This is a genomic window from Flavobacterium sp. CFBP9031 (assembly GCF_034044945.1).
Taxonomy (GTDB): Bacteria; Bacteroidota; Bacteroidia; order Flavobacteriales; family Flavobacteriaceae; genus Flavobacterium.
In genome coordinates this window covers 32,761-53,087 of sequence record NZ_JAXCWF010000002.1, presented here as the reverse complement: position 1 = coordinate 53,087, position 20,327 = coordinate 32,761, and the positions used below count along the sequence as shown (strand labels likewise).

22 protein-coding genes and 1 pseudogene are annotated in these 20,327 nt (G+C 32.9%); 13 read left to right on the top strand and 10 right to left on the bottom strand.

Annotated features, from left to right (window positions below; translation table 11 throughout):
* The first annotated feature begins 225 nt into the window (after positions 1 to 225).
* From gcvT to SOM12_RS03750, 9 genes are all read left to right on the top strand, one after another.
* Positions 226 to 1,308: a glycine cleavage system aminomethyltransferase GcvT gene (gcvT, locus tag SOM12_RS03790; RefSeq protein ID WP_320492440.1), complete on the top strand. Its 1,083-nt coding sequence runs from the start codon at positions 226 to 228 to the stop codon at positions 1,306 to 1,308.
* A 199-nt stretch (positions 1,309 to 1,507) separates the two neighbouring features.
* Complete coding sequence (locus tag SOM12_RS03785; RefSeq protein WP_320492439.1) at positions 1,508 to 3,544, top strand: S41 family peptidase; 2,037 nt, start codon at positions 1,508 to 1,510, stop codon at positions 3,542 to 3,544.
* Positions 3,545 to 3,821: 277 nt separating this feature from the next.
* On the top strand, positions 3,822 to 4,535 hold the full coding sequence (locus SOM12_RS03780) for a YebC/PmpR family DNA-binding transcriptional regulator (RefSeq protein ID WP_012024626.1): 714 nt from the start codon (positions 3,822 to 3,824) through the stop codon (positions 4,533 to 4,535).
* A 75-nt stretch (positions 4,536 to 4,610) separates the two neighbouring features.
* The gene (locus SOM12_RS03775; protein WP_320492436.1) at positions 4,611 to 5,021 is read left to right on the top strand and encodes a hypothetical protein; all 411 of its coding nucleotides are present in this window, start codon (positions 4,611 to 4,613) and stop codon (positions 5,019 to 5,021) included.
* Positions 5,022 to 5,260: 239 nt separating this feature from the next.
* The gene (locus SOM12_RS03770) at positions 5,261 to 5,755 is read left to right on the top strand and encodes a hypothetical protein (protein WP_320492435.1); all 495 of its coding nucleotides are present in this window, start codon (positions 5,261 to 5,263) and stop codon (positions 5,753 to 5,755) included.
* Positions 5,756 to 5,776: 21 nt separating this feature from the next.
* A complete protein-coding gene (locus tag SOM12_RS03765) occupies positions 5,777 to 6,166 on the top strand; it encodes a hypothetical protein (protein WP_320492434.1) in 390 nt (129 codons plus the stop codon).
* 3 nt (positions 6,167 to 6,169) lie between these two features.
* Positions 6,170 to 6,556, top strand: a complete 387-nt coding sequence (locus SOM12_RS03760) for an SUKH-3 domain-containing protein (protein ID WP_320492433.1) — start codon at positions 6,170 to 6,172, stop codon at positions 6,554 to 6,556.
* Between the two features lie 252 nt (positions 6,557 to 6,808).
* On the top strand, positions 6,809 to 7,213 hold the full coding sequence (locus SOM12_RS03755; protein WP_320492432.1) for a hypothetical protein: 405 nt from the start codon (positions 6,809 to 6,811) through the stop codon (positions 7,211 to 7,213).
* A 105-nt stretch (positions 7,214 to 7,318) separates the two neighbouring features.
* Positions 7,319 to 7,525: a hypothetical protein gene (locus SOM12_RS03750; protein WP_095930891.1), complete on the top strand. Its 207-nt coding sequence runs from the start codon at positions 7,319 to 7,321 to the stop codon at positions 7,523 to 7,525.
* 53 nt (positions 7,526 to 7,578) lie between these two features.
* Here SOM12_RS03750 and SOM12_RS24135 read toward each other — a convergent pair.
* The 5 genes and pseudogenes from SOM12_RS24135 to SOM12_RS03725 all read right to left on the bottom strand — a co-directional run bounded on the left by SOM12_RS24135 (position 7,579) and on the right by SOM12_RS03725 (position 13,840).
* A pseudogene (locus tag SOM12_RS24135) lies at positions 7,579 to 8,123 on the bottom strand (DUF6939 family protein).
* 28 nt (positions 8,124 to 8,151) lie between these two features.
* Positions 8,152 to 9,063, bottom strand: coding sequence for a LamG domain-containing protein (locus SOM12_RS03740; protein WP_320492430.1), 912 nt, complete (start codon positions 9,061 to 9,063; stop codon positions 8,152 to 8,154).
* Positions 9,064 to 9,420: 357 nt separating this feature from the next.
* On the bottom strand, positions 9,421 to 10,317 hold the full coding sequence (locus tag SOM12_RS03735) for a LamG-like jellyroll fold domain-containing protein (RefSeq protein WP_320492429.1): 897 nt from the start codon (positions 10,315 to 10,317) through the stop codon (positions 9,421 to 9,423).
* Between the two features lie 349 nt (positions 10,318 to 10,666).
* Positions 10,667 to 11,707, bottom strand: coding sequence for a PLP-dependent cysteine synthase family protein (locus tag SOM12_RS03730; protein WP_095930895.1), 1,041 nt, complete (start codon positions 11,705 to 11,707; stop codon positions 10,667 to 10,669).
* A 72-nt stretch (positions 11,708 to 11,779) separates the two neighbouring features.
* Positions 11,780 to 13,840 (bottom strand): S9 family peptidase, encoded by a 2,061-nt coding sequence (locus SOM12_RS03725; protein ID WP_095930896.1) that lies wholly within the window; start codon positions 13,838 to 13,840, stop codon positions 11,780 to 11,782.
* A 144-nt stretch (positions 13,841 to 13,984) separates the two neighbouring features.
* Here SOM12_RS03725 and SOM12_RS03720 point away from each other — a divergent pair, with 144 nt between their 5' ends.
* Positions 13,985 to 14,305, top strand: a complete 321-nt coding sequence (locus SOM12_RS03720) for a YbaB/EbfC family nucleoid-associated protein (protein ID WP_095930897.1) — start codon at positions 13,985 to 13,987, stop codon at positions 14,303 to 14,305.
* An 87-nt stretch (positions 14,306 to 14,392) separates the two neighbouring features.
* Here SOM12_RS03720 and SOM12_RS03715 read toward each other — a convergent pair whose 3' ends face one another.
* Positions 14,393 to 15,412 carry a threonine aldolase family protein gene (locus SOM12_RS03715; RefSeq protein WP_095930898.1) on the bottom strand — a complete coding sequence of 340 codons (1,020 nt, stop codon included), beginning with the start codon at positions 15,410 to 15,412 and terminating at the stop codon, positions 14,393 to 14,395.
* A 151-nt stretch (positions 15,413 to 15,563) separates the two neighbouring features.
* On the opposite strand from SOM12_RS03715, the gene prfB reads away from it, so the two are divergent.
* The 3 genes from prfB to lpxD all read left to right on the top strand — a co-directional run bounded on the left by prfB (position 15,564) and on the right by lpxD (position 18,556).
* Positions 15,564 to 16,662 (top strand): peptide chain release factor 2 gene (gene prfB, locus SOM12_RS03710; protein ID WP_320492428.1). Its coding sequence is split into 2 segments (ribosomal slippage): positions 15,564 to 15,626 and positions 15,628 to 16,662, totalling 1,098 coding nucleotides; the frame shifts between segments, so codons are not numbered across the junction.
* A gap of 116 nt (positions 16,663 to 16,778) precedes the next feature.
* The gene (gene msrB / locus SOM12_RS03705) at positions 16,779 to 17,225 is read left to right on the top strand and encodes a peptide-methionine (R)-S-oxide reductase MsrB (RefSeq protein WP_095930900.1); all 447 of its coding nucleotides are present in this window, start codon (positions 16,779 to 16,781) and stop codon (positions 17,223 to 17,225) included.
* Between the two features lie 332 nt (positions 17,226 to 17,557).
* Positions 17,558 to 18,556 (top strand): UDP-3-O-(3-hydroxymyristoyl)glucosamine N-acyltransferase, encoded by a 999-nt coding sequence (gene lpxD / locus SOM12_RS03700; protein WP_320492427.1) that lies wholly within the window; start codon positions 17,558 to 17,560, stop codon positions 18,554 to 18,556.
* 50 nt (positions 18,557 to 18,606) lie between these two features.
* Here lpxD and SOM12_RS03695 read toward each other — a convergent pair whose 3' ends face one another.
* The 4 genes from SOM12_RS03695 to SOM12_RS03680 form a co-directional block, all read right to left on the bottom strand.
* A complete protein-coding gene (locus tag SOM12_RS03695) occupies positions 18,607 to 18,813 on the bottom strand; it encodes a hypothetical protein (protein WP_095930902.1) in 207 nt (68 codons plus the stop codon).
* 4 nt (positions 18,814 to 18,817) lie between these two features.
* On the bottom strand, positions 18,818 to 19,129 hold the full coding sequence (locus SOM12_RS03690) for a DUF3817 domain-containing protein (protein ID WP_095930903.1): 312 nt from the start codon (positions 19,127 to 19,129) through the stop codon (positions 18,818 to 18,820).
* Between the two features lie 2 nt (positions 19,130 to 19,131).
* Positions 19,132 to 19,590 (bottom strand): hypothetical protein, encoded by a 459-nt coding sequence (locus tag SOM12_RS03685; RefSeq protein WP_095930904.1) that lies wholly within the window; start codon positions 19,588 to 19,590, stop codon positions 19,132 to 19,134.
* A gap of 68 nt (positions 19,591 to 19,658) precedes the next feature.
* Positions 19,659 to 20,249 (bottom strand): TetR/AcrR family transcriptional regulator, encoded by a 591-nt coding sequence (locus tag SOM12_RS03680; RefSeq protein ID WP_320492425.1) that lies wholly within the window; start codon positions 20,247 to 20,249, stop codon positions 19,659 to 19,661.
* Between the last annotated feature and the right edge of the window lie 78 nt (positions 20,250 to 20,327).

Genomic DNA, 20,327 nt, shown 5'->3' with positions numbered 1-20,327 from the left:
TGAAACTGTTAGCCCTAGCCCTGATTACTTCACCATATTTTTATTTTTTATAGGAGTTCAGTGAACTTCGTTTGTAGCGATATCCTTTTTGTTTTTTCTTTAAAAACAAAAAGATATAGCGGATAGCAGGAAATAGCTCCTAATTATTGCGAAATTTATAATTTAAGACATTCAAATTTGATATTTTTTGAATAGATTTGCAAAACAATTTTATAAAACAACACAATGAAAAATACTGCGCTTACGCACATACATGAAGGTTTAGGAGCGAAAATGCTTCCTTTTGCTGGTTATAATATGCCTATTACTTATGAAGGGGTTAATGCTGAACACGAAACGGTTCGTAACAGCGTAGGAGTTTTTGACGTTTCGCATATGGGTGAATTTTTGTTGACAGGTCCCAATGCTTTGGCTTTGATTCAGAAAGTGACTTCAAACGATGCATCTACTTTGACAATTGGAAGAGCGCAATATTCTTGTCTTCCAAATAATGAAGGCGGAATTGTTGACGATTTGATTATTTATAAAATGAAAGAAGAGCAGTATTTACTAGTTGTAAATGCTTCGAATATTGAAAAAGACTGGAACTGGATTTCTTCTCACAATGATTTGGGAGTTGATATGAAGAATATTTCCGAAGACTATTCTTTATTGGCGATTCAAGGTCCAAAAGCGGTTGAAGCTATGCAGGCTTTGACTTCTGTAAATTTATCTGAAATTGCTTATTATCATTTTGAAGTTGGTGATTTTGCTGGAATCGAACATGTAATTATTTCTGCTACAGGATATACTGGTTCTGGAGGATTTGAAATTTATTGCAAAAACAGCGAAGTAGAGCAAATCTGGAATAAGGTTTTTGAAGCGGGTGCTTCTTACGGAATTAAACCAATTGGTCTTGCGGCTCGTGATACTTTACGTCTTGAAATGGGATTCTGTCTTTACGGAAATGATATTAACGACACAACTTCTCCACTTGAAGCTGGTTTAGGATGGATTACGAAATTCACAAAAGATTTTACCAATTCTGAAGCGCTTAAAAAACAAAAAGAAGCTGGTGTTACAAGAAAATTAGTTGCTTTTGAAATGCAGGAGCGTGCTGTGCCAAGACATGATTACGAAATTGTTGATGGTTCTGGAGCAGTAATCGGAATTGTAACTTCTGGAACTATGTCTCCTTCTATGAATAAAGGAATTGGTTTAGGATATGTAACCCTTGCAAATAGTGGGGTTGACAGCGATATTTTTATTAGAATTAGAAAAAATGATGTTCCCGCAAAAGTGGTTAAATTACCGTTTTACAAGAAATAAGTTTTGACTTTATAGTTTAAAAATGCGTTACGATTGTAACGCATTTTTTTTTCTTCAAAATAGGCAAATTCGAGTTAAATTATTTGGTGTGCGTTCGTTTAACGATTAAAAACTTTTCATTGTCGATATTTTGCTAAAAAACCTACAATTTGTAAAAAAATTAGTGTAACTTTAATCATGAACCCATGAATTTCCATTTATGAAAAAGATTTCACTACTCCTTTTTTTGCTGACATCAACTATATCCATTGGTCAGAACAGCGCAGAAACTTGTGAAATATTAAACAAAATAAATGCGCTTATTCAGGCAGAACATTTAAGGCCAAAACCAGTTGATGACAGTCTTTCTGTGTTTGTTTTTGACAATCTTATTAACGAACTTGATCCTTCACGCAATATCTTCTTCAAGAGCGAATATGACGAATTGGCTCAGAAATACCGTTACAATCTCGACAATTTAATTTTAAAGAACGACTGCAGTTTTCTTACCGATATTAAAGCTACCTACATCAACGGCCTTTTACGCACTAAAAAAGTTTTAGAAAAAATTCAGACCATTCCGATTGATTATACGAAGAAAGATACCATCCGTTTTTATAAAAAATCTTTTGCTTTTTATTTGAAGAAAGAAGATTTAGAAAAGGTTTGGGTAAAAAAACTGCGTTATCAAATTCTGGATGATATTGTTGAAACGAGCGATAATCTTGATTCTTTAAAAACTAATTTTAAATCTATTGAACAGGCTTCTAAAAATCAAATCGTTACAAATGAGATCTGTCGTTTTAATTCGCTAATAGACTCTAATACGAAACAGGAAGAAAAACTATATAATTTCTTCTGCACCTATTTTGACCCTCATACGGCTTATTTTAGCGATGATTCAAAAACGAGTTTTGTTGCTTCTTTGTCCAAAGAACATTTATCACTTGGAATGACGGTAAACCTCAACGAGAAAAACGAAATTATTATCGATGAGGTAGATCCAAACGGGCCGGCTTATCAAACGGGACAAATAAAAAAAGGAGATCAGATTATTTCGATTTCCAATCAGAAAGAAACACTTCAGGTTTCTTGTGCTTCTTTGGAGTCTATATCTTCCATGATTTTATCTGAAAACAACAAGCATATTACGCTTACTTTAAAACGCAATTCGGGCAAAAATTTTGATGTTTATATTGAAAAACAAATGATGAAAGATGAAGAAAATTCTGTTTTCAGTTTCATCATTGGTAAAGACAGTAAAATTGGATATATAAAAATTCCGAGTTTCTATGCCGATCTTGATGGCAATAGCAGAAAAGGCTGTGCAGATGATGTGGCGCGCGAGGTTATTAAACTGCAAAGAGATAGCATACAAGGACTTGTTATTGATCTTATTGACAATGGCGGCGGCTCTATGGAAGAAGCTATAAAACTGGCTGGAATGTTTGTAGATTACGGTCCGCTTTCTATTGTAATAGATAATAAAAAAGAGAAATCTGTAATTAACGATCCTTTTAAAGGCGTTATTTATCGTGGTCCTATTGTAGTTTTGGTAAATAGCAACACGGCTTCAGCAAGCGAGTTTTTTGCTTCTATTATGCAAGATTATAACCGTGCGCTTTTGCTGGGAAGCAATACCCTCGGAAAAGCCACAATGCAGACTATTCTTCCGCTTGAAGAAGATAAAAATACCGATTTCTTAAAAATTACGATCAATAAATTTTACAGGATTACGGGCAAAAGTCATCAATATATCGGCGTAAAGCCAGATGTTGTGCTACCTGAATTTTACGAAGATATTTACCAAAAAGAAAGCGACTTTCCTACGGCGATAAAAAACGACAGCATCGAACCGTTCTTAAAATACAAGACGTATGTAAAGCGAAATTTGATAGACAAAATTGCTAAAAACAGCTCGGCGAGATTATCAGACAATTATTTTTTCAATAACATTAAAAAGATTAATCTTAAAATAGATCAGATTGTGAATGCTCCTAAAGCCGAAATTCCAATGACATTAGATTCGGTTTTCAAGCAGAAAAAGACATTAGGTGCACTTTGGACAGAGATCAATACTTTTAATGATGAAAATAATCCGCTTGATGTGTACAATTCTAGCGTTAATCAGTTTCTTCTAGGCGCTTATCCAAATGATAAAACGATTAATCAATATCAAATGGACAATCTTAAAACAAATCCGTACCTCAACGAAGCCGTAAATATCATTAATGAGTTTAATGGAATTAGTAAATAATGGTTTTATATCAGGTTTCAGGTTTAACCGCAAAGTGCGCAAAGGTTTACGCAAGGTTCGCAAGGTTTTATTTATATAGCTTTGTGAACTTTTTTTATTTTATAACTTAACTTAAAAATTTCTTTGTGTGCTTTGCGTAAACCTTTGCGCACTTTGCGGTTAAATTCAACACAAACTAAATAACTTGAAACCTGAAACCTGAAACAAAAAAGAACAATTTTGTTTTTGTAAAAATTAGGAAAACCTTATTTTTGCATCACAAAACTAAAAATTAGAAATGGGAAGAGCGTTCGAATTTAGAAAAGGAAGAAAAATGAAACGTTGGTCTGCAATGGCCAAAACGTTTACCAGAATTGGTAAAGATATCGTAATGGCTGTTAAAGAAGGTGGACCAAACCCAGATGCCAATTCTAGATTAAGAGCTGTTATACAAAATGCGAAAGCGGCCAACATGCCTAAAGACAATGTGGAGCGCGCGATTAAAAATGCAAGTAATAAAGATACTGCTAACTATAAAGAAATTTTGTTTGAAGGATACGCTCCTCACGGAATTGCAATCTTAATTGAAACTGCTTCTGATAACAATAACAGAACTGTAGCTAATATTCGTAGTTATTTCAACAAATGCAACGGAACAATGGGAACTCAAGGTTCTGTTGAGTTTATGTTTGACCACACTTGCAACTTCAGAATTGCAAAAGATGGTATCGACGCTGAGGAATTAGAATTAGAACTTATCGATTTTGGTGCTGAAGAGGTTTTTGAAGATGAAGACGGAATCTTAATCTATGCTCCTTTTGGAAGTTTTGGTGCTTTACAGAAAGAATTAGAAAATAGAGGTTTAGAAATTTTATCTTCTGGTTTTGAGCGTATTCCGCAAATCACTAAAGAATTAACGGAAGCTCAAATTGCTGATGTTGAGAAATTGATCGAGAAAATCGAAGAAGATGATGACGTAATGAACGTTTATCATACCATGAAAGAAGAATAGTCTTTCTATCAAATATATTAAAAAAGCTCTGGATTTTTCTGGAGCTTTTTTTTACCCTAAATACAAATTCGTAAAATGATGAATTCTTATTTTAATAAATTTCAGGATGGAATATTTGTAATTATCAAATTAGACAATAAGCCATCTATTTATTTTGGAGAAAATTCATGGTGGCTTTTAGACGATTGGGAAAATGAAATTCTGAACAATAAATACTTACAAGAAATAGAACCTTTAAAAATTGAATTTGAAAGTATTTATAATGCATTTAAAACCGAATATTCCAATTTAAATAAAAGCACTTATAATAATTTTCTTCCAAGTTTGTACATTGATTTAGACCATAAAAAGCTTTATAGCAACTTCTTTGATCAGTCTTTAGAAAATAGAATTATGGAAGGCTGGAAAGGTATTTTTATAGAAAATCAAGTTCAGTTTTTAGAACTGATTCCTGAAAATTACAAGTATTGGAAATATAAAAATTAAAATTTCTAAAACTTTTCCTGTTTCAATTTATTTGGGCTTTAGTTTCAAATAAAAAATTATATTTGCTAGTATCAGATATAAACTAATTTAAATCTTCAATTATGCAATCATCAAAATTTATGAAATTTGCTGTCATAGCACTTGTAATCTTATTTATTGTGATCAGTGTTATTAGCTAAAAAAAAATATAAGTCTTTTGATTTTCAGAAGACTTTTTTATTTCAAGACAAATTCTCTAAATGAAACTAATAGAAAACTTCTACTGCATTCAATCTGTAAATTTTGAAAACGATATTGAAGGAATAAGTTCAATAAAAACAGAATTGATAAGACCTTCCATAAAAATATTAGAAGTAGAATATTCAGAGAAAAAAAACTATAGAAAAAGGTTAGTTGGCGATTTATCTGGAGATTCTCATGAATATTTTTCATTAGAAGAATTATTGTTTTTATCCAAAACATACGGATTTGAAATCGAAGAGAGCATCTATTCTAAAGGATATTATTACAGCGTTTTAAAAATACATAAACTATATGATGTTCCAGGCTATATTACTTTAATGGAATTGGATGAAAAAGAATATCTAATGATTGAATTTAACCGTTGGCAATTTGATTATCAGCCGAGAGGAGCCGGAGAAGATAGTTTGGGCGAAGATGTAACTTATATTCTTGGCATTTGGGAATCTCCATTACTGACAGATGAAATAATTGCAAAAATAAAAAGGCGATAATTAAAAGTCAGACTACTCATTATGACCAAAATTTCAATTATAAAAAAAATACAATTAGGTGGCGAAAGATCGTTTCCAATTGAATCTCCTGATTCTGAAGTATATTTTAATTTCTACTGCGGAAATGGAGGAATAAAGCATGAAGCTATTATCTCTTTTAAAAACTCTAATTTTTTAAGCTCATTAATCGAAACTGGTCTGATAACAAATCATGATTTAGCCCAAAACAATATAGTTAAACTAGAATATTTGGAGGATCAAAACGCAGTATTTTCATTTAGGTATCAGATTTGTAATTTTAAAGATTGCCAGAACACTTATCTTTTAATTTTTGATGTTCATGAAAATAGAGGTTATTATGGCTTTTTTATACATGGAGTTTTACAGATAGAAAAAATAATTATTGAATAGTTTATGGATAAAAAAGAGCTTTTTAAAGACGCACTTATCAATGCAGGATGGTATGAAGGAAGAAACATAAAAAATGAAATTGAAAATAATCCTCTTTATAAAATACTTCCTCCTAAGATTCAAGATTTTTACTGTGAATTTGGCGGTCTGACCCTTCATGCTGAAAATAAACTAGAAACAATGACTATCGATATAGATCATTTTAGCAATCTAAAAGTTGTAGAATACTATAATTTTAAGATTTATAGAATAAATGATGAAATTGATTTTAAAAAGGATAATCTTGAGTATTATTATTCAACATTGATTGGCAGACCATTGTATTATGTTGCCGGATTAATCGAAAATAACACAGTCCATATGGATGAAATGGCAATTTTTATATCATAGACTTTATACCCCAATTTACCTGGGTTTCAGATAATGCTTTTGAGGCTCTTACCAAAATAGTAGTAGGTTCAGCATATATGTACATTTTTAATGAGCACACTATGAAATGGATGCCTCCTGCTGGCAAAGAATTACCTCACCCTCTACCTATTAATCCATTGTTTAAAGATAATCCTTGGGGTTAAAAACTTTTGAATATGAATAAGATTCGTTTACATTCGAAAAAATTATAAAATACCTCATCGCAGAACAATGAATTTAAAAAACGAATTAGAAAAAACTTTCTATTACTTTTTTTTTGACGGTTTAAGACTGCATAAAGTAGCCGATCAATACTATGATTGGTTTAGTTCTGATGATTACGCTATTTGGAGTAATTCGTATGTAGAATTAAACCATAAAAGAATTTATATTATTAAAGAAAATGTGAAGGTATTATCGACCTTTAGATTCTATACTAAGGAAGAACTCGAATCAATATCTTCAAAATATAATTTTCAAATAAAAGAAGAAAATGGAGTTTATTATGCTTTTACAGAAACTTCCAGTTTTAGACAATTTGAAATTTCAGAAAACGATGAGCTAATTGTTATTTACTGTACCAATGGAAGTTATGCGCCTGAAAGCATTTTCATTTATGGAGTTTATGAAAAATAGAAAATGACCAGAAACTATTTGAACTCATTTTAAACTAGGCCTAAAGATAGCTAAGGGTAACATTTCGATTATATTTGCAATACCTCAAATAATTAAAACTAAAAAATGCAAACATCAAAAATCACCCGAATTGCTGTCGTAGCACTAGTCCTTTTATTCTTAGTATTAAGTGTAATTAGCTGCAGTACACATACACACGTTCATAACCACCCTGCTCCATCTGGTAAAAAAATGCCACCAGGACAAGCCAAAAAAATGCATGGAGATAAAAGTGCAAAAGCTTACGCTCCAGGCCAGCAGAAAAAGAGATAATACACAAAAGCCTTCTAAAAATTTTAGAAGGCTTTTTTTATATTAATATAGTTTTAATTATTCTCTATAAAACTTTTAATAAGACCTGCATGAGATAGCGGCTTACTTATGTTTGTTAAATCAGTATTCGTCTCATAATCTAATAATACTAGTGTTTTAGTCGCAGAAATTGATTTTAATTCTGTTATTAAATCACTTAAATGATTTTTCAATACAAACTCATAAGAAGGAACATATATATTGATTCTAGCATTGTAATAGTCTAAAAGTTCTGCTGAAGTGCCAAGTCCTTTTTGATGACCTAAAACACCTCCATATTTCTAACCGTTCTTTTTAAGTTTTTCATATTTGTTATCAAAAACTTAGACTCATCAATACCGTAATCTTTAAACACTTTTAGCCCTTGCCAAATTCCTTCAATAGATTCGCTAAAACGATTCTCTGTAAAAGGAATTGGAATATTTCCGATTGGATAAAAAGGACTGAATTTTACGTAATCATCCGTCGCTTTTGATGTTACATCTATTATTTGACAATTCGGATATTCTTTTTCTATATTCTGAATTGATTTTCTTCTATTACAAACAACAATTGGCATTTTGATTCTTTTATATTGAATTATCACACTATTTTTTCCCTGCCGAATTAATAACCTTAATCAAATAAGTTCCTTCGGGCAAATCAGTTATATTAGAGGCATTGGCACTCATTATTTGCTTTCCTTGTGAGAAGACCTCAATGGTTTTACCACTTTTATTGGTTTCTGCTGAAGTCGCGGGAGCTGCAGTCTTTACAGGCATAGCTGCTACAACAGCTTTTTTTGATGTAATTGAAGTTACAGGACTTGAGACTGGTATGCTTTCGGTTACCGGAGCACCACTTGGTTTGGAACTATTATACGCTTCCCTCACCTGTTCGTCTGTCATGGCAACACTATACAATCTTAAATCATCAATATCTGCATTGATGCTCGTTGAGGTATTCAGTTTTCCAAGATTTAAAATATAACCTTTTGCTGCACGCTGAATTCCTTCTGCAGATTTTAGCAATTCGCCATTTCGGTAGATTTTAGAAATATTTCCATCATAAGTAATACTATAAAAATACCAAGTTTCTTTTACTAAAGGCACAGAAACAATTACATTATTCGCATCTCCCCATCCCACCAAACTTACATCTGCACTAGATCCTACTGCTGGCTGCTGAACTAATCCAAAATATTGCCCGTTTACGGCATTACCATATCCTAAAATATAATTAGGAATGTTGACCGCATTAAATTTTACCCAAACCGATATTGTTTTTGGTTTATTATCTTGTGGAAGCTCTCCTACCACAGCCTGATACCCTTTATTTACAAGTCGTAAAGCGCTTTTAGGACTTCCCATTCTATCGTTTACAAAAAGCGGTGTGCCTAGAAATGAAATGGAGTTATCGGCACTGTTTAAATTTCCATTGAAATTAAACTCCTGCACCGGATTTTGCGCATTGGCGGTTAAAAAATTTACAAACAATAAAGTGAGTAATATTTTTTTCATAGTAGTAGCTTTATCAGATAGTTTTGGTTTAAGGCAAATAGCAACTGACTGTAAAATGTAAATTCTTTAGATTTTACAGTTCTAAAATTTCGTTTATTATTTTTAGAAAATTTGTTAAAACTATAATTAAAATTCAGCATCTCCAAACAATTCCTACATACAAATGCATAATTCTCACAAAAATACTTTTACCCATCAAACACCTTTCTTTTACAGAATATTTGAAGTGCTACAGAGTTATCTATCGAACAAATTAAAAAAAGCCTTCTGAACACAGAAAGCTTTCCTTACTATTCCAAAAACCCAATTGCTTGCGCAATAAAAAAACTAACTAACATTTAAAAACTAAAAAAACCTTTATTTAGAAGTAATTTTCTTTGACGGAGTGCTGGTAATTTTTAATAAATAAGTCCCTTCTGGAAGATTGCTAATATTTGCCGCATTACTTCCTACTATTTTTTGTCCTTGCGAATAAATTTCAACTGTCTTAGATGCACCACTTATGTCGCTTGAACTAATAATCGTCTCATTTGCAGTTTTTGCTTTTACGGCCGTTTTTGCCGTTTTTGTTTCTACAGAAGTCGCAACCAAATTAGTTGCTTTTTCGCTTTCATATAATCCTGTTACCTGCTCTGGCGTTAAAGCTACATCGTAAATCTTTAAATCGTCTATATCAGCATTTATTCCAACCATTGTATTTATTTCGCCCAATCTAAAAATAGTACCATTAGTAGATCTGGTCATACCTTCTAAATATTTCAATAATTTTCCATCTCTGTATATTTTAGAAGTAGTTCCTTCGTAGGTAATGGTATAATTGTACCAAACACTTTTTTCTAAAGGTGTAGACACAATAACATCATTAGAGGCTCCCCAAGCTGCTAAACTCAAATCGGAGTTAGAAGTAGTGGTTGCTTGATGTAATAAGCCACAGTATTGAGCATTTAACGGATTTCCGTACCCCCAAATATAGTTTGCGTTTGAAATATCATTGAACTTAACCCAAATACTAACTGTTCTTGAGCTTTTTCCTTGAGGGAGATTGTCAATTACAGCTTCTAGAGCTTTATTATTCAATCGCTGAGCTCCTTTTAAAACTCCAGCTCTGTCTGCTACGAAATTGTTGGTACCGATAAACGAAGTGGTGTTTGCAGTATTATTTAAAGTACCATTAAAGTTAAATTCCTGAATCGGTGTTTGCGCATTCACATTCAAATAACTTACAAACAATACTGTTAGTAGTATTTTTTTCATAATAGTAGATTTTAGGGATTAAACAACTATGTTATTTTAATACCCCTAAACTATATTATTATGGTCTCGAGCTAAAATATTTCCGACAACTTACCTAAATACTCGTTAAAATAACGTTTTTTAAGCATTTCATCTATAAAAAGTCATTTTTTAAAACTCAAAAATTTTATTAAAACTTTAAATTAAATTTATTAATCTTAATAATTTCCTACGTATAAATACGGTATAATCAACAAAATAATAAATTTTAACTTTTACACTTTTGTTCACTTACGGAAAAAGAAGCCAACAAAAAAAAACTCCATTCGAAAGTTACGAATGGAGTTTCTATATTAATATAAAGTATATACTACTTTACGAATTCAATTTTTTGAGCTTCTTCTTCATTAACACTATCAAAGAAACCTTGCTCGTTCATCCAATCATCGCTGAATACTTTACTCATGTAACGAGAACCATGATCTGGGAAGATAGCAATAATATTACTTTCTTTTGTAAATTCTCCTTCTTCAGCATATTGTTTAATAGCTTGCATTACTGCTCCAGAAGTATATCCAACAAATAAACCTTCTTTTCTAGTAATCTCTCTAGCAGAGTGAGCACTTTCTTCGTCGGTTACTTTCATGAACTTATCAATAATATCAAAATCTGTAGCCGATGGAATTAAGTTTTTACCAAGACCTTCTATACGGTAAGGGTAAATTTCTTTGCTATCGAATTCTTTTGTCTCATGGTATTTTTTCAATACAGAACCAAAAGCATCAACTCCTAAAATTCTAATATTTGGATTTTTTTCTTTTAAGAATTTTGCAGTTCCAGAGATAGTTCCTCCTGTTCCGCTGCAAGCAACTAAGTGCGTAATTTGTCCTTTTGTTTGTTCCCAAATCTCAGGACCTGTAGTGTTGTAGTGAGCATCAATATTTAATTGATTGAAATATTGATTAATGTAGACTGAACCTTTTGTCTCTTCGTGCAAACGTTTTGCTACATTATAATAAGATCTTTCATCATCTGCAGAAACGTGAGCCGGACAGACATACACTTTGGCGCCTAAACTTCTCAACATGTCAATTTTATCTTTAGATGATTTTGAACTTACAGCCAAAATACAATTGTAACCTTTAATAATGCTTACCATTGCTAAACTAAATCCTGTGTTACCAGATGTTGTTTCGATAATGGTATCTCCCGGAGATAGAATTCCTTTTCTTTCGGCTTCTTCAATAATATATAGTGCTATTCTATCTTTTGAGGAATGACCTGGGTTGAAAGCTTCTACCTTTGCGTAGAAATTTCCTTCTAACTCTTCGGTAATTTTATTTAGCTTAATAAGGGGGGTGTTTCCTATTAACTCTAAAACATTATTATAAGCAGTTATTTCTTCTTTCATAAAAAAATAGTTAATCAAAGGTCTTTTCTAAATTAACCTTGATAGGTTGCAAATTTAACAAAAAATTTCTAATTAGCTTTTAATTTTTTCTAAATCTAATAAAAAACTAAATTCTTTTGCTAAGTCTTTTAAAGCCTCAAAACGTCCCGAAGCCCCGCCATGACCTGCATCCATATTGGTATCTAAAAACAAAAGTTTATTATTTGTTTTCAAATCTCGCAATTTCGCAACCCATTTAGCTGGCTCCCAATATTGTACCTGCGAATCATGAAGACCAGTAGACACATACATATTAGGATATTCTTGTGCTTTTACGTTATCGTAAGGCGAATACGACAACATATAATCGTAATATTCTTTCTTGTTTGGGTTCCCCCATTCGTCATACTCTCCAGTTGTAAGCGGAATACTGTCGTCCAACATCGTGGTAATTACGTCTACAAAAGGCACCTGAGCGATAACGCCATTATACAATTCAGGAGCTTCATTTACAATCACTCCCATTAAAAGTCCTCCAGCAGATCCTCCCTCAGCATAAAGATGTTCAGGAGAAGTATACTTTTGGTCTATTACAAATTTAGAGCAATCGATGAAATCTGTAAAGGTATTTTTCTTTTTTAACAGTTTTCCGTCTTCATACCATTGTCTTCCTAAGTCCTCGCCTCCTCTGATATGCGCAATAGCATAAACAAATCCGCGGTCTAAAAGTGATAATCTTGTTGAAGAAAAGTACGTATCCATCGTAATTCCGTACGAACCGTATGCGTAAAGCAGTAACGGATTTTTACCATTTTTCTCCAATCCTTTTCTGTAAACCATCGAAATAGGCACTTTTACACCATCTCTCGCTGTTGCCCAAACTCTTTCTTCTATATAATTGTTCTTATCAAATTTTCCTCCCAAAACCTCTTGTTCTTTCAAGATTTCTTTGGTTTTTGTCTTCATATTAAAATCAATTACAGAAGACGGCGTTGCCAATGATTGATAACTGTAACGCAAAATATCAGTATCAAAATCAACATTGGTTGTCGTGTACGCATTATACGTTTCACTGCCAAAAGGAAGATAATAATCTGGCTCATCGCCCCAAGGCATGATTCTGATATGATTTAATCCGTTAGAACGTTCTTCTACGACTAAATAATTCTTAAAGATTTCAATATCTTCCAACAAGACATCTTCTCTATGCGGAATAAGATCTACCCAGTTTTTCTTTCCTGTTTTACCTTCAGGCGTTTTCATCAATTTAAAATTGGTCGCCTTATCTTTATTGGTTAGAATATAAAAAGAATCTTCGTAATGAGAAATACTGTATTCTAACCCGCGTACACGAGGCTGAAAGACTGTAAATTCTCCATCTGGATTACTTGAGTTTAGAATTCTATATTCTGTCGTCAAAGTACTCCCAGAACCAATTACAATATATTTTCTTGATTTTTCTTTACTGATCGACACATTAAAAGTATCATCAGTTTCATCAAAAACCAAAACATCATTTTCAGATGCAGTATTTAATTTATGTCTAAAAACCTTATCGGCTCTCAACGTAACTTGATCTTGTCTCACATAAAAAATAGTACTGTTGTCATTTGCCCAAACTGAAGCTCCTGTAACATTTTCTATTTTATCCGCCAAGATTTCACCAGTCTCTAAGTTTTTTACTTGAATCGTATAAATTCTTCTTCCAACAATATCTACTCCAAAACTAGCAAATTTGTTATCTGGACTAATGCTTAAACCACCTAATTTGAAATAAGCGTGTCCTTTTGCCATTTCGTTACAATTAAAAAGAATTTCTTCTTCGGCAGAAAGGCTTCCTTTTTTTCTAGCAAAAATTGGATAATCCTGCCCTGTTTCGAAACGTGTAATATAAAAATATCCGTTATAGAAATAAGGAACAGAAGAATCGTCTTCTTTAATCCTTGCTTTCATCTCTTCAAACAGACTATCTTTTAAATTTCGGGTATGAGAAGTCATGCTTTGGTAATAAGCATTCTCCTTATTTAGATAATCAATTACTTCAGAATCCTCTCGGTCATTAAGCCAGAAATAGTTGTCAATTCTAGCTTCTTTATGTTTTTTTAATGTCTTTGGAATTATTTTAGCCTTTGGGGCCGATATATCATTTTGCATTTATTGAGCATTAATTTTTAAATATGAAGACGCAAAAATAGCACAAACCCAACAGAACAGAATTAATTTTTTCTTAAATTATTCTATTGAATTCACACAGCAATATAGTAATTTTGTCTGAAATAATTTAAAAAATCAACAAAAATGGATTTAATGGGAATGATGGGCAAACTTAAAGAAACCCAGCAAAAAATTGAAGATACTAAAAAGCGTTTAGATACTGTTTTGATTGATGAACAAAGCGCTGACGGATTATTAAAAGTTACTATCACTGCAAGCAGAAAAATAAAATCGCTTTCTATTGATGATTCTCTTTTAGAAGATAAAGAGCAATTAGAAGACTATTTAATTGTAACGTTAAATAAAGCTATAGAAAAAGCAACAAGTGTAAACGAAAAAGAATTAGACGCTGTAGCTAGAATGGATATGCCGTCTATTCCTGGAATGGATAATTTGTTTAAATAAGATTCTAAGAAACTAAGATTCTAAGTTTCTGAGTTTTCCCTATTGAAGACTTAGAAACTTAGAATCTTAAAAACTTAGTAACTTTCTCTAAAACTTCGAAAGCGTATCTATTACATACGTATGCATCACTTCTTTATAATCTAAATGTGTTACAATACGAAGTTTGTTATGCCCTAGCGAACTTATCAATATATTTTTCTGTTTTAATTTTTCGATTAGCAATTGGTCGCTGTAACCTTCTGCAAGCGAAAAAATCAAAATATTGGTTTCAACGGGTTCAATAGATGCAATCCAAGGTTTTGTGCTTAAAATCTTTGCAATTTCTTTCGCTCTGCGATGATCTTCTGCCAATCTTTCGATATTATGAGCCAAAGCATATAATCCTGCCGCAGCCAAATAACCAACTTGACGCATTCCTCCACCCAATATCTTCCTGATTCTCAACGCTCTGTGAATATCAGCTTTACTTCCAAGCAGTACAGAACCAATTGGAGCACCTAATCCTTTAGACAAACAAACTGAAATTGTATCGAAAATTGCTCCAAATTCTCTGGGATTCTGTCTTTTAGCCACTAATGCATTCCAGATTCTCGCACCATCTAAATGAAACTTCAAATTATGAGCATCACAGACTTTTTTTATCTCTTTTAAATCTTCTAATTCGTAACAAGCGCCACCACCTTTATTAGTTGTATTTTCTACACAAACCAAACTCGTTAGCGGACTATGATAAAACTCTGGATCGTTTATTGCGGCTTTTACTTGCGCAGCAGTTATCATTCCGCGATTTCCATCCAATAAACAGCAAGAAACACCGCTATTAAAAGAAACTCCTCCACCTTCATAATGATAAACGTGAGCATATTTATCTGCAATTAATTGTTCTCCAGGCTGCGTGTGCAGTTTAATTGCAGTCTGGTTTGCCATAGTTCCAGACGGAAAAAAAAGTCCAGCTTCCATACCAAAAAACTCCGCTGTTCTATTTTCTAATTCAATCACCGTTGGGTCCTGTTTGTATACATCATCGCCGACATGAGCGTTAAACATATACTGAAGCATCTCATAAGTAGGCTTTGTTATGGTATCGCTGATTAAATTTATTTCCATATTCTAAAAACTATATCTTATTTTTGTATGCAAAATTACGTATTACAAATAGTTATTCTGGGCAAGTTTAATAAAATTTAACTCGCTCGTTTCTATAGACCAAATTAACGTAATAATTCTAAAAAACATATAAAAACCTATTAATTAATTTATGACAACAGCCGAACAAGTAAAAGGTATTGTGGAGCGCCTTGGTGCGTTGAGGAGGTATCTTTGACGTCGATGCTAAACTAATCGAGATTGCAAACGAAGAAGAAAAAACTTTTGCTCCTGATTTTTGGAACAATCCAAAAGAAGCAGAGAACATTGTAAAGAACCTTCGAAACAAGAAAAAATGGATTGAAGATTATGACAAAGCCGTATCACTTACAGAAGAATTACAGCTAGCTTATGATTTTTACAAAGAAGGAGAACTTATTGTAGAGGAACTGGATGAACAATATGAAGCGGCACAAGCACATATTGAAAATATCGAGTTCAAAAACATGCTTTCTGACGAAGGCGACAGCTTAAGTGCGGTAGTTCAAATTACTGCAGGAGCTGGCGGAACTGAAAGTTGCGATTGGGCAGGAATGCTGATGCGTATGTACATGATGTGGGGAGAAAGCTATGGCTACAAAATCAAAGAACTTAACTTTCAAGAAGGCGACGTAGCTGGAATTAAAACCGTAACTTTAGAATTCGAAGGAGATTATTCTTTTGGATATTTAAAAGGAGAAAATGGTGTTCACCGTTTGGTTCGTATTTCGCCTTTTGACAGTAATGCAAAACGTCATACTTCTTTCGTATCGGTTTATGTTTATCCATTAGTTGATGATAGTATCGAAATCGACATTAATCCTGCCGATATCGAAATCACAACTTCTCGTTCGAGTGGTGCTGGTGGACAGAATGTAAATAAAGTTGAAACTAAAGTTCAGTTAGTTCACAAACCAACTGGAATTCAGATTCAATGTTCTGAAACCAGATCTCAGCAAGACAACAGACAACGTGCCATGCAAATGCTTCGTTCTCAATTGTATGAAATCGAATTGAAGAAACAACAAGCGCAACGTGCTGATATTGAAGCTGGAAAAATGAAAATCGAATGGGGTTCGCAAATTCGTAATTACGTTATGCAACCTTATAAATTGGTAAAAGACGTTCGTACAGGTTACGAAACCAGCGATGTGGACGGTGTAATGAACGGAAATATCGATCCATTCCTTAAAGCCTATCTAATGATGATGGGACAGAAGGAAGAGGAATAGTATTCAGTGGTCAGTGTTCAGTGTTCAGTGTTCAGTGTTCAGTTTTTTTTTAGTGGTCAGTTGCAGTAAACTTGAAACCTGAAACTTTAAACTTTAAACTTTAAAACAAAAAAGTTATGATAAAATGGGCAGATGTAATTCATTTTACAAATAAAGGAAATCCAACTCCAGACAAAAGAGTGGAGAAAACGGATGAAGAATGGAAACAAATTCTAACTCCAGAAGAATTTCAGGTTACACGTTTAAAGGGAACTGAAAGATCTTTTAGCTCAGAAATGTGCAGTTTATTTGAACCTGGAATTTACGAATGTAAATGCTGCGGCACTTTATTGTTTGATGCCAGCGAAAAGTTCGAATCTGGAACAGGATGGCCCTCTTTTACACAACCCGTAAAAGAAAATGCGGTTGGATATCACGCCGATAGATCTCACGGAATGATCCGTGTTGAAGTAACCTGTAATGTTTGCGATTCGCATTTAGGCCACATTTTTCCTGATGGTCCGCCTCCAAGTGGCTTACGCTACTGCATTAACGCAGTTTCTTTATCAAAAATCAAAGAATAATACATCAAAAAGCGGTTCATTAAAACGAATCGCTTTTTTTATTAAACCCTCACTATAAATGATTTAACAAAACAAATGTAAGCGATAACCTAACAATTAAATTATTTATTTTCTATACTCACTTTTCAATTATTCTACACAAAATACCCAAGCGTCTATTACTCAATTTATTAAAAAACCCTCATTAAATTAATACACTGAATGTTAATTTTGTAAAAATTACCATCTTATTTTAAACATTTATTAAGAAACGTGAAAAAATAATTAGGTAATTAAAATCTAATTCATTTTATTTGGCAAAAAATAACCCTTTAGTCGATTAAAATTTGTCAATGAGATCCTATTCAATTCAAGAAATTAGCGAAGTTATTAATGGTGTAATTTACGGCAGTACTTCACAAAGCGTAACTGCAACAGAACAATTAGAAAAAGCAACGACTTCGGAAATCTCATTTATCGGAAATAAAAAATACGAAAAATACTGGTCGACATCTAATGCTTCCATTGCAGTTGTAAACGAAGATATTTCAATAGAGCCTGGAGAGAACCGCGCTTTTATAAAAGTAAAAAATGCCGATTTGGCAATGTCACAAATCCTTGCCCTTTTTGCTCCCCCTGCCCCAATCTTTCATAACAACATTCATAAAACAGCCACTATAGACGAAACCGCTATAATTGGTGAAGGCGTTAAAATTGGCGCTGGCTGCTACATTGGCCCAAAAGTAGAAATTGGCGCTAACACCGTAATTTATCCTAACGTGACCATTTTAGACGAATGTACAATCGGAAGAAACACGATTATCTGGTCTGGAACCGTTATTCGTGAACGTTGTCATATCGGAAGCGAATGCATCATTCATCCAAATGCAACAATTGGTGCAGATGGTTTTGGATTTCGTCCTTGCACAGAAAAAGGATTGGTAAAGATTCCGCAAATTGGAAATGTTATCATTGGAAATGGAGTTGAAATTGGCGCAAATTCTTGTGTTGACCGAGGAAAATTCAGCTCTACAATTCTTGGCGACGGATGCAAAATTGACAATTTAGTTCAGATTGGACATAATAGCAAATTAGGCAAGTTCTGCATTATGGCTGGAAACAGTGGTTTAGCAGGTTCTGTAACCTTAGGAAACGGAGTTATTATTGGCGGAAGCGCTTCTATAAAAGACCACACTACAATTGGAGATGGTGCCATAATTGGTGCCGGATCTGGCGTTACTGGAGATGTTCCTGCAGGAAAAACAATGTTGGGATACCCTGCCGTTGAAGCTCGTGATGCTTTAAAACAATGGGCTTTGCTTAAACAAATGGTTTGCATTCCTAAAAAATAATTCAATTCTATTTATAAAAAAACATCCGCTTTTGCGGATGTTTTTTTGTTTTATAAAGCTTCACATTCAAAGCCAATAACTTTCATCAGGAAAATTACTTTTTCGATGATATCATCTTTACATTCAAATCTGAGAATATTATCACGATCTTCAAGATCAAAATTCCATTTTGAATCTGGAAACAAACGATTCAGTTTTGGCGTAACTTTCTTCACTTTCGAAATGCTGTCAACATTTGTTTTGAATACAAAAATCATGATTTTACCCGTTTTTAATCTTACTTAAAATTTTAGAATCAATATAAAAAGTACCAAAGGGAATTATACAAGCTAAAAGCACTTTCCATGTTGTAGTTGCAAACTTCCAGTTCTGCTCTACTCCAACGCTTATTGTATTAAATACAAAAAGTAGAAATAAAGCTCCATGAATGGTTCCTACTGGCCTGGTCAAAAATGGCATTTCAAAAATATATTTCATGGGCATTGCTATAAAAAGCAAAATCAAAAGTGAAGTTCCTTCGAGAAATCCAATAATTCGTAAACGTCCGGTATTGGTGTGAAATAAATTTTTCATAATTATCTAAAATAAGGTCGGTTAGCAAGAGGTGAAAATGGCCACGGAATGGCAATAAAAATGATTATTAAAGCGATAGAAAACCAAATAAGCATGGTTTTAAACTTCTCTTTGTCAGAAAGTTTTCTTTTGGCTAAAGCAGATCCAATTGTTATAAAAATAATCGCTACAAGCATTAAAGTAATATGAATAATTCCGAAGAAAGAAGCATCCAGATTTTGAACAGCATCTTTATAATTTCTCCAAAAATATTTCACAATTGGACTTTGCACATATACCAATATTCCAAAGAGAAGCTGAATATGAGCAATTGTGGCTGTCCAGTGTCTGAGGAGATTATCCTTTTTGGTAAAAGGAAGTTTTTGAGAATAACCTTTGTAAGCAATAAAAATAGAATACAATAAGCTTACTAATACAAGCCACCTCACAAATGAATGGCCTTCTAAAAGTGTTTGATACATTGTTTTTTGATTTAGACAATGCAAATATATTCAAAAACATACTAATTGGTATGTTTTGAATATTAATTTTATTTTAAACCATTCAAATAAACATTAAGTTCCTTTAAATAAACCAGATAAGAAGAATCATCGTTCTGAAGTTTCCCGAAATTTCGTATTCCCCAATAACCAGATAAGATAAAAAATGCTACTTGTTCACCAACGACATCTTTACGAATTAAACCTGCTTCTTTTCCTTTTTCAATTGAATTGATGATGGTTGCCTTCCATAAATCAACCAATTCGGCTAAAGCTTCACTGAATTTAGTATTCCATGGCGTCATTTCCTGAGTAAGATTTCCAACTGGACAGCCGTATTTTACCTGCAGGAAAGGATCTTCAAACAACAAATATGAAATCATATTATAAAAATCTTCAATAGGATTTTGAGAGGCTTCTGTTGGCTTTATGAAATGTTCCTGCATCGTTGGTTTTAGAATTTCTTCAATAATTGCAACTCCCATTTCATCTTTCGTTTTAAAATGATAGTAGAAAGCACCTTTTGTTACTTGAGTTGTCGCAATAATTTCATCAATACTAGTGGTTTGATACCCTTTGGTATAAATCAATTCAAATGCTTTATGTAGAATTGAAAGTCGTGTATTTGCCGCTTTTGACATAAAAAATACTAATTAGTATGAAATAACAAATTAAAGAAAAATAATTGAGTAATCCTTCTCGCCCTACTTTTGAAAAAT

What these genes read in the sequence shown, in the direction of transcription:
- SOM12_RS03690 (WP_095930903.1), bottom strand. Translation starts at nt 19,129, where the DNA reads ATGAAAAATTTATTTCACACCAATACCGGACGTTTACGAATTATTGGA.
- SOM12_RS03730 (WP_095930895.1), bottom strand. Translation starts at nt 11,707, where the DNA reads ATGAAAGAAGAAATAACTGCTTATAATAATGTTTTAGAGTTAATAGGA.
- lpxD (WP_320492427.1), top strand. Translation starts at nt 17,558, where the DNA reads ATGAGATCCTATTCAATTCAAGAAATTAGCGAAGTTATTAATGGTGTA.
- SOM12_RS03720 (WP_095930897.1), top strand. Translation starts at nt 13,985, where the DNA reads ATGGATTTAATGGGAATGATGGGCAAACTTAAAGAAACCCAGCAAAAA.
- SOM12_RS03715 (WP_095930898.1), bottom strand. Translation starts at nt 15,412, where the DNA reads ATGGAAATAAATTTAATCAGCGATACCATAACAAAGCCTACTTATGAG.
- SOM12_RS03740 (WP_320492430.1), bottom strand. Translation starts at nt 9,063, where the DNA reads ATGAAAAAAATATTACTCACTTTATTGTTTGTAAATTTTTTAACCGCC.
- SOM12_RS03725 (WP_095930896.1), bottom strand. Translation starts at nt 13,840, where the DNA reads ATGCAAAATGATATATCGGCCCCAAAGGCTAAAATAATTCCAAAGACA.
- SOM12_RS03750 (WP_095930891.1), top strand. Translation starts at nt 7,319, where the DNA reads ATGCAAACATCAAAAATCACCCGAATTGCTGTCGTAGCACTAGTCCTT.
- SOM12_RS03770 (WP_320492435.1), top strand. Translation starts at nt 5,261, where the DNA reads ATGAAACTAATAGAAAACTTCTACTGCATTCAATCTGTAAATTTTGAA.
- SOM12_RS03775 (WP_320492436.1), top strand. Translation starts at nt 4,611, where the DNA reads ATGATGAATTCTTATTTTAATAAATTTCAGGATGGAATATTTGTAATT.
- SOM12_RS03680 (WP_320492425.1), bottom strand. Translation starts at nt 20,249, where the DNA reads ATGTCAAAAGCGGCAAATACACGACTTTCAATTCTACATAAAGCATTT.
- gcvT (WP_320492440.1), top strand. Translation starts at nt 226, where the DNA reads ATGAAAAATACTGCGCTTACGCACATACATGAAGGTTTAGGAGCGAAA.
- SOM12_RS03760 (WP_320492433.1), top strand. Translation starts at nt 6,170, where the DNA reads ATGGATAAAAAAGAGCTTTTTAAAGACGCACTTATCAATGCAGGATGG.
- SOM12_RS03735 (WP_320492429.1), bottom strand. Translation starts at nt 10,317, where the DNA reads ATGAAAAAAATACTACTAACAGTATTGTTTGTAAGTTATTTGAATGTG.
- SOM12_RS03780 (WP_012024626.1), top strand. Translation starts at nt 3,822, where the DNA reads ATGGGAAGAGCGTTCGAATTTAGAAAAGGAAGAAAAATGAAACGTTGG.
- SOM12_RS03695 (WP_095930902.1), bottom strand. Translation starts at nt 18,813, where the DNA reads ATGATTTTTGTATTCAAAACAAATGTTGACAGCATTTCGAAAGTGAAG.
- SOM12_RS03785 (WP_320492439.1), top strand. Translation starts at nt 1,508, where the DNA reads ATGAAAAAGATTTCACTACTCCTTTTTTTGCTGACATCAACTATATCC.
- SOM12_RS03755 (WP_320492432.1), top strand. Translation starts at nt 6,809, where the DNA reads ATGAATTTAAAAAACGAATTAGAAAAAACTTTCTATTACTTTTTTTTT.
- msrB (WP_095930900.1), top strand. Translation starts at nt 16,779, where the DNA reads ATGATAAAATGGGCAGATGTAATTCATTTTACAAATAAAGGAAATCCA.
- SOM12_RS03685 (WP_095930904.1), bottom strand. Translation starts at nt 19,590, where the DNA reads ATGTATCAAACACTTTTAGAAGGCCATTCATTTGTGAGGTGGCTTGTA.
- SOM12_RS03765 (WP_320492434.1), top strand. Translation starts at nt 5,777, where the DNA reads ATGACCAAAATTTCAATTATAAAAAAAATACAATTAGGTGGCGAAAGA.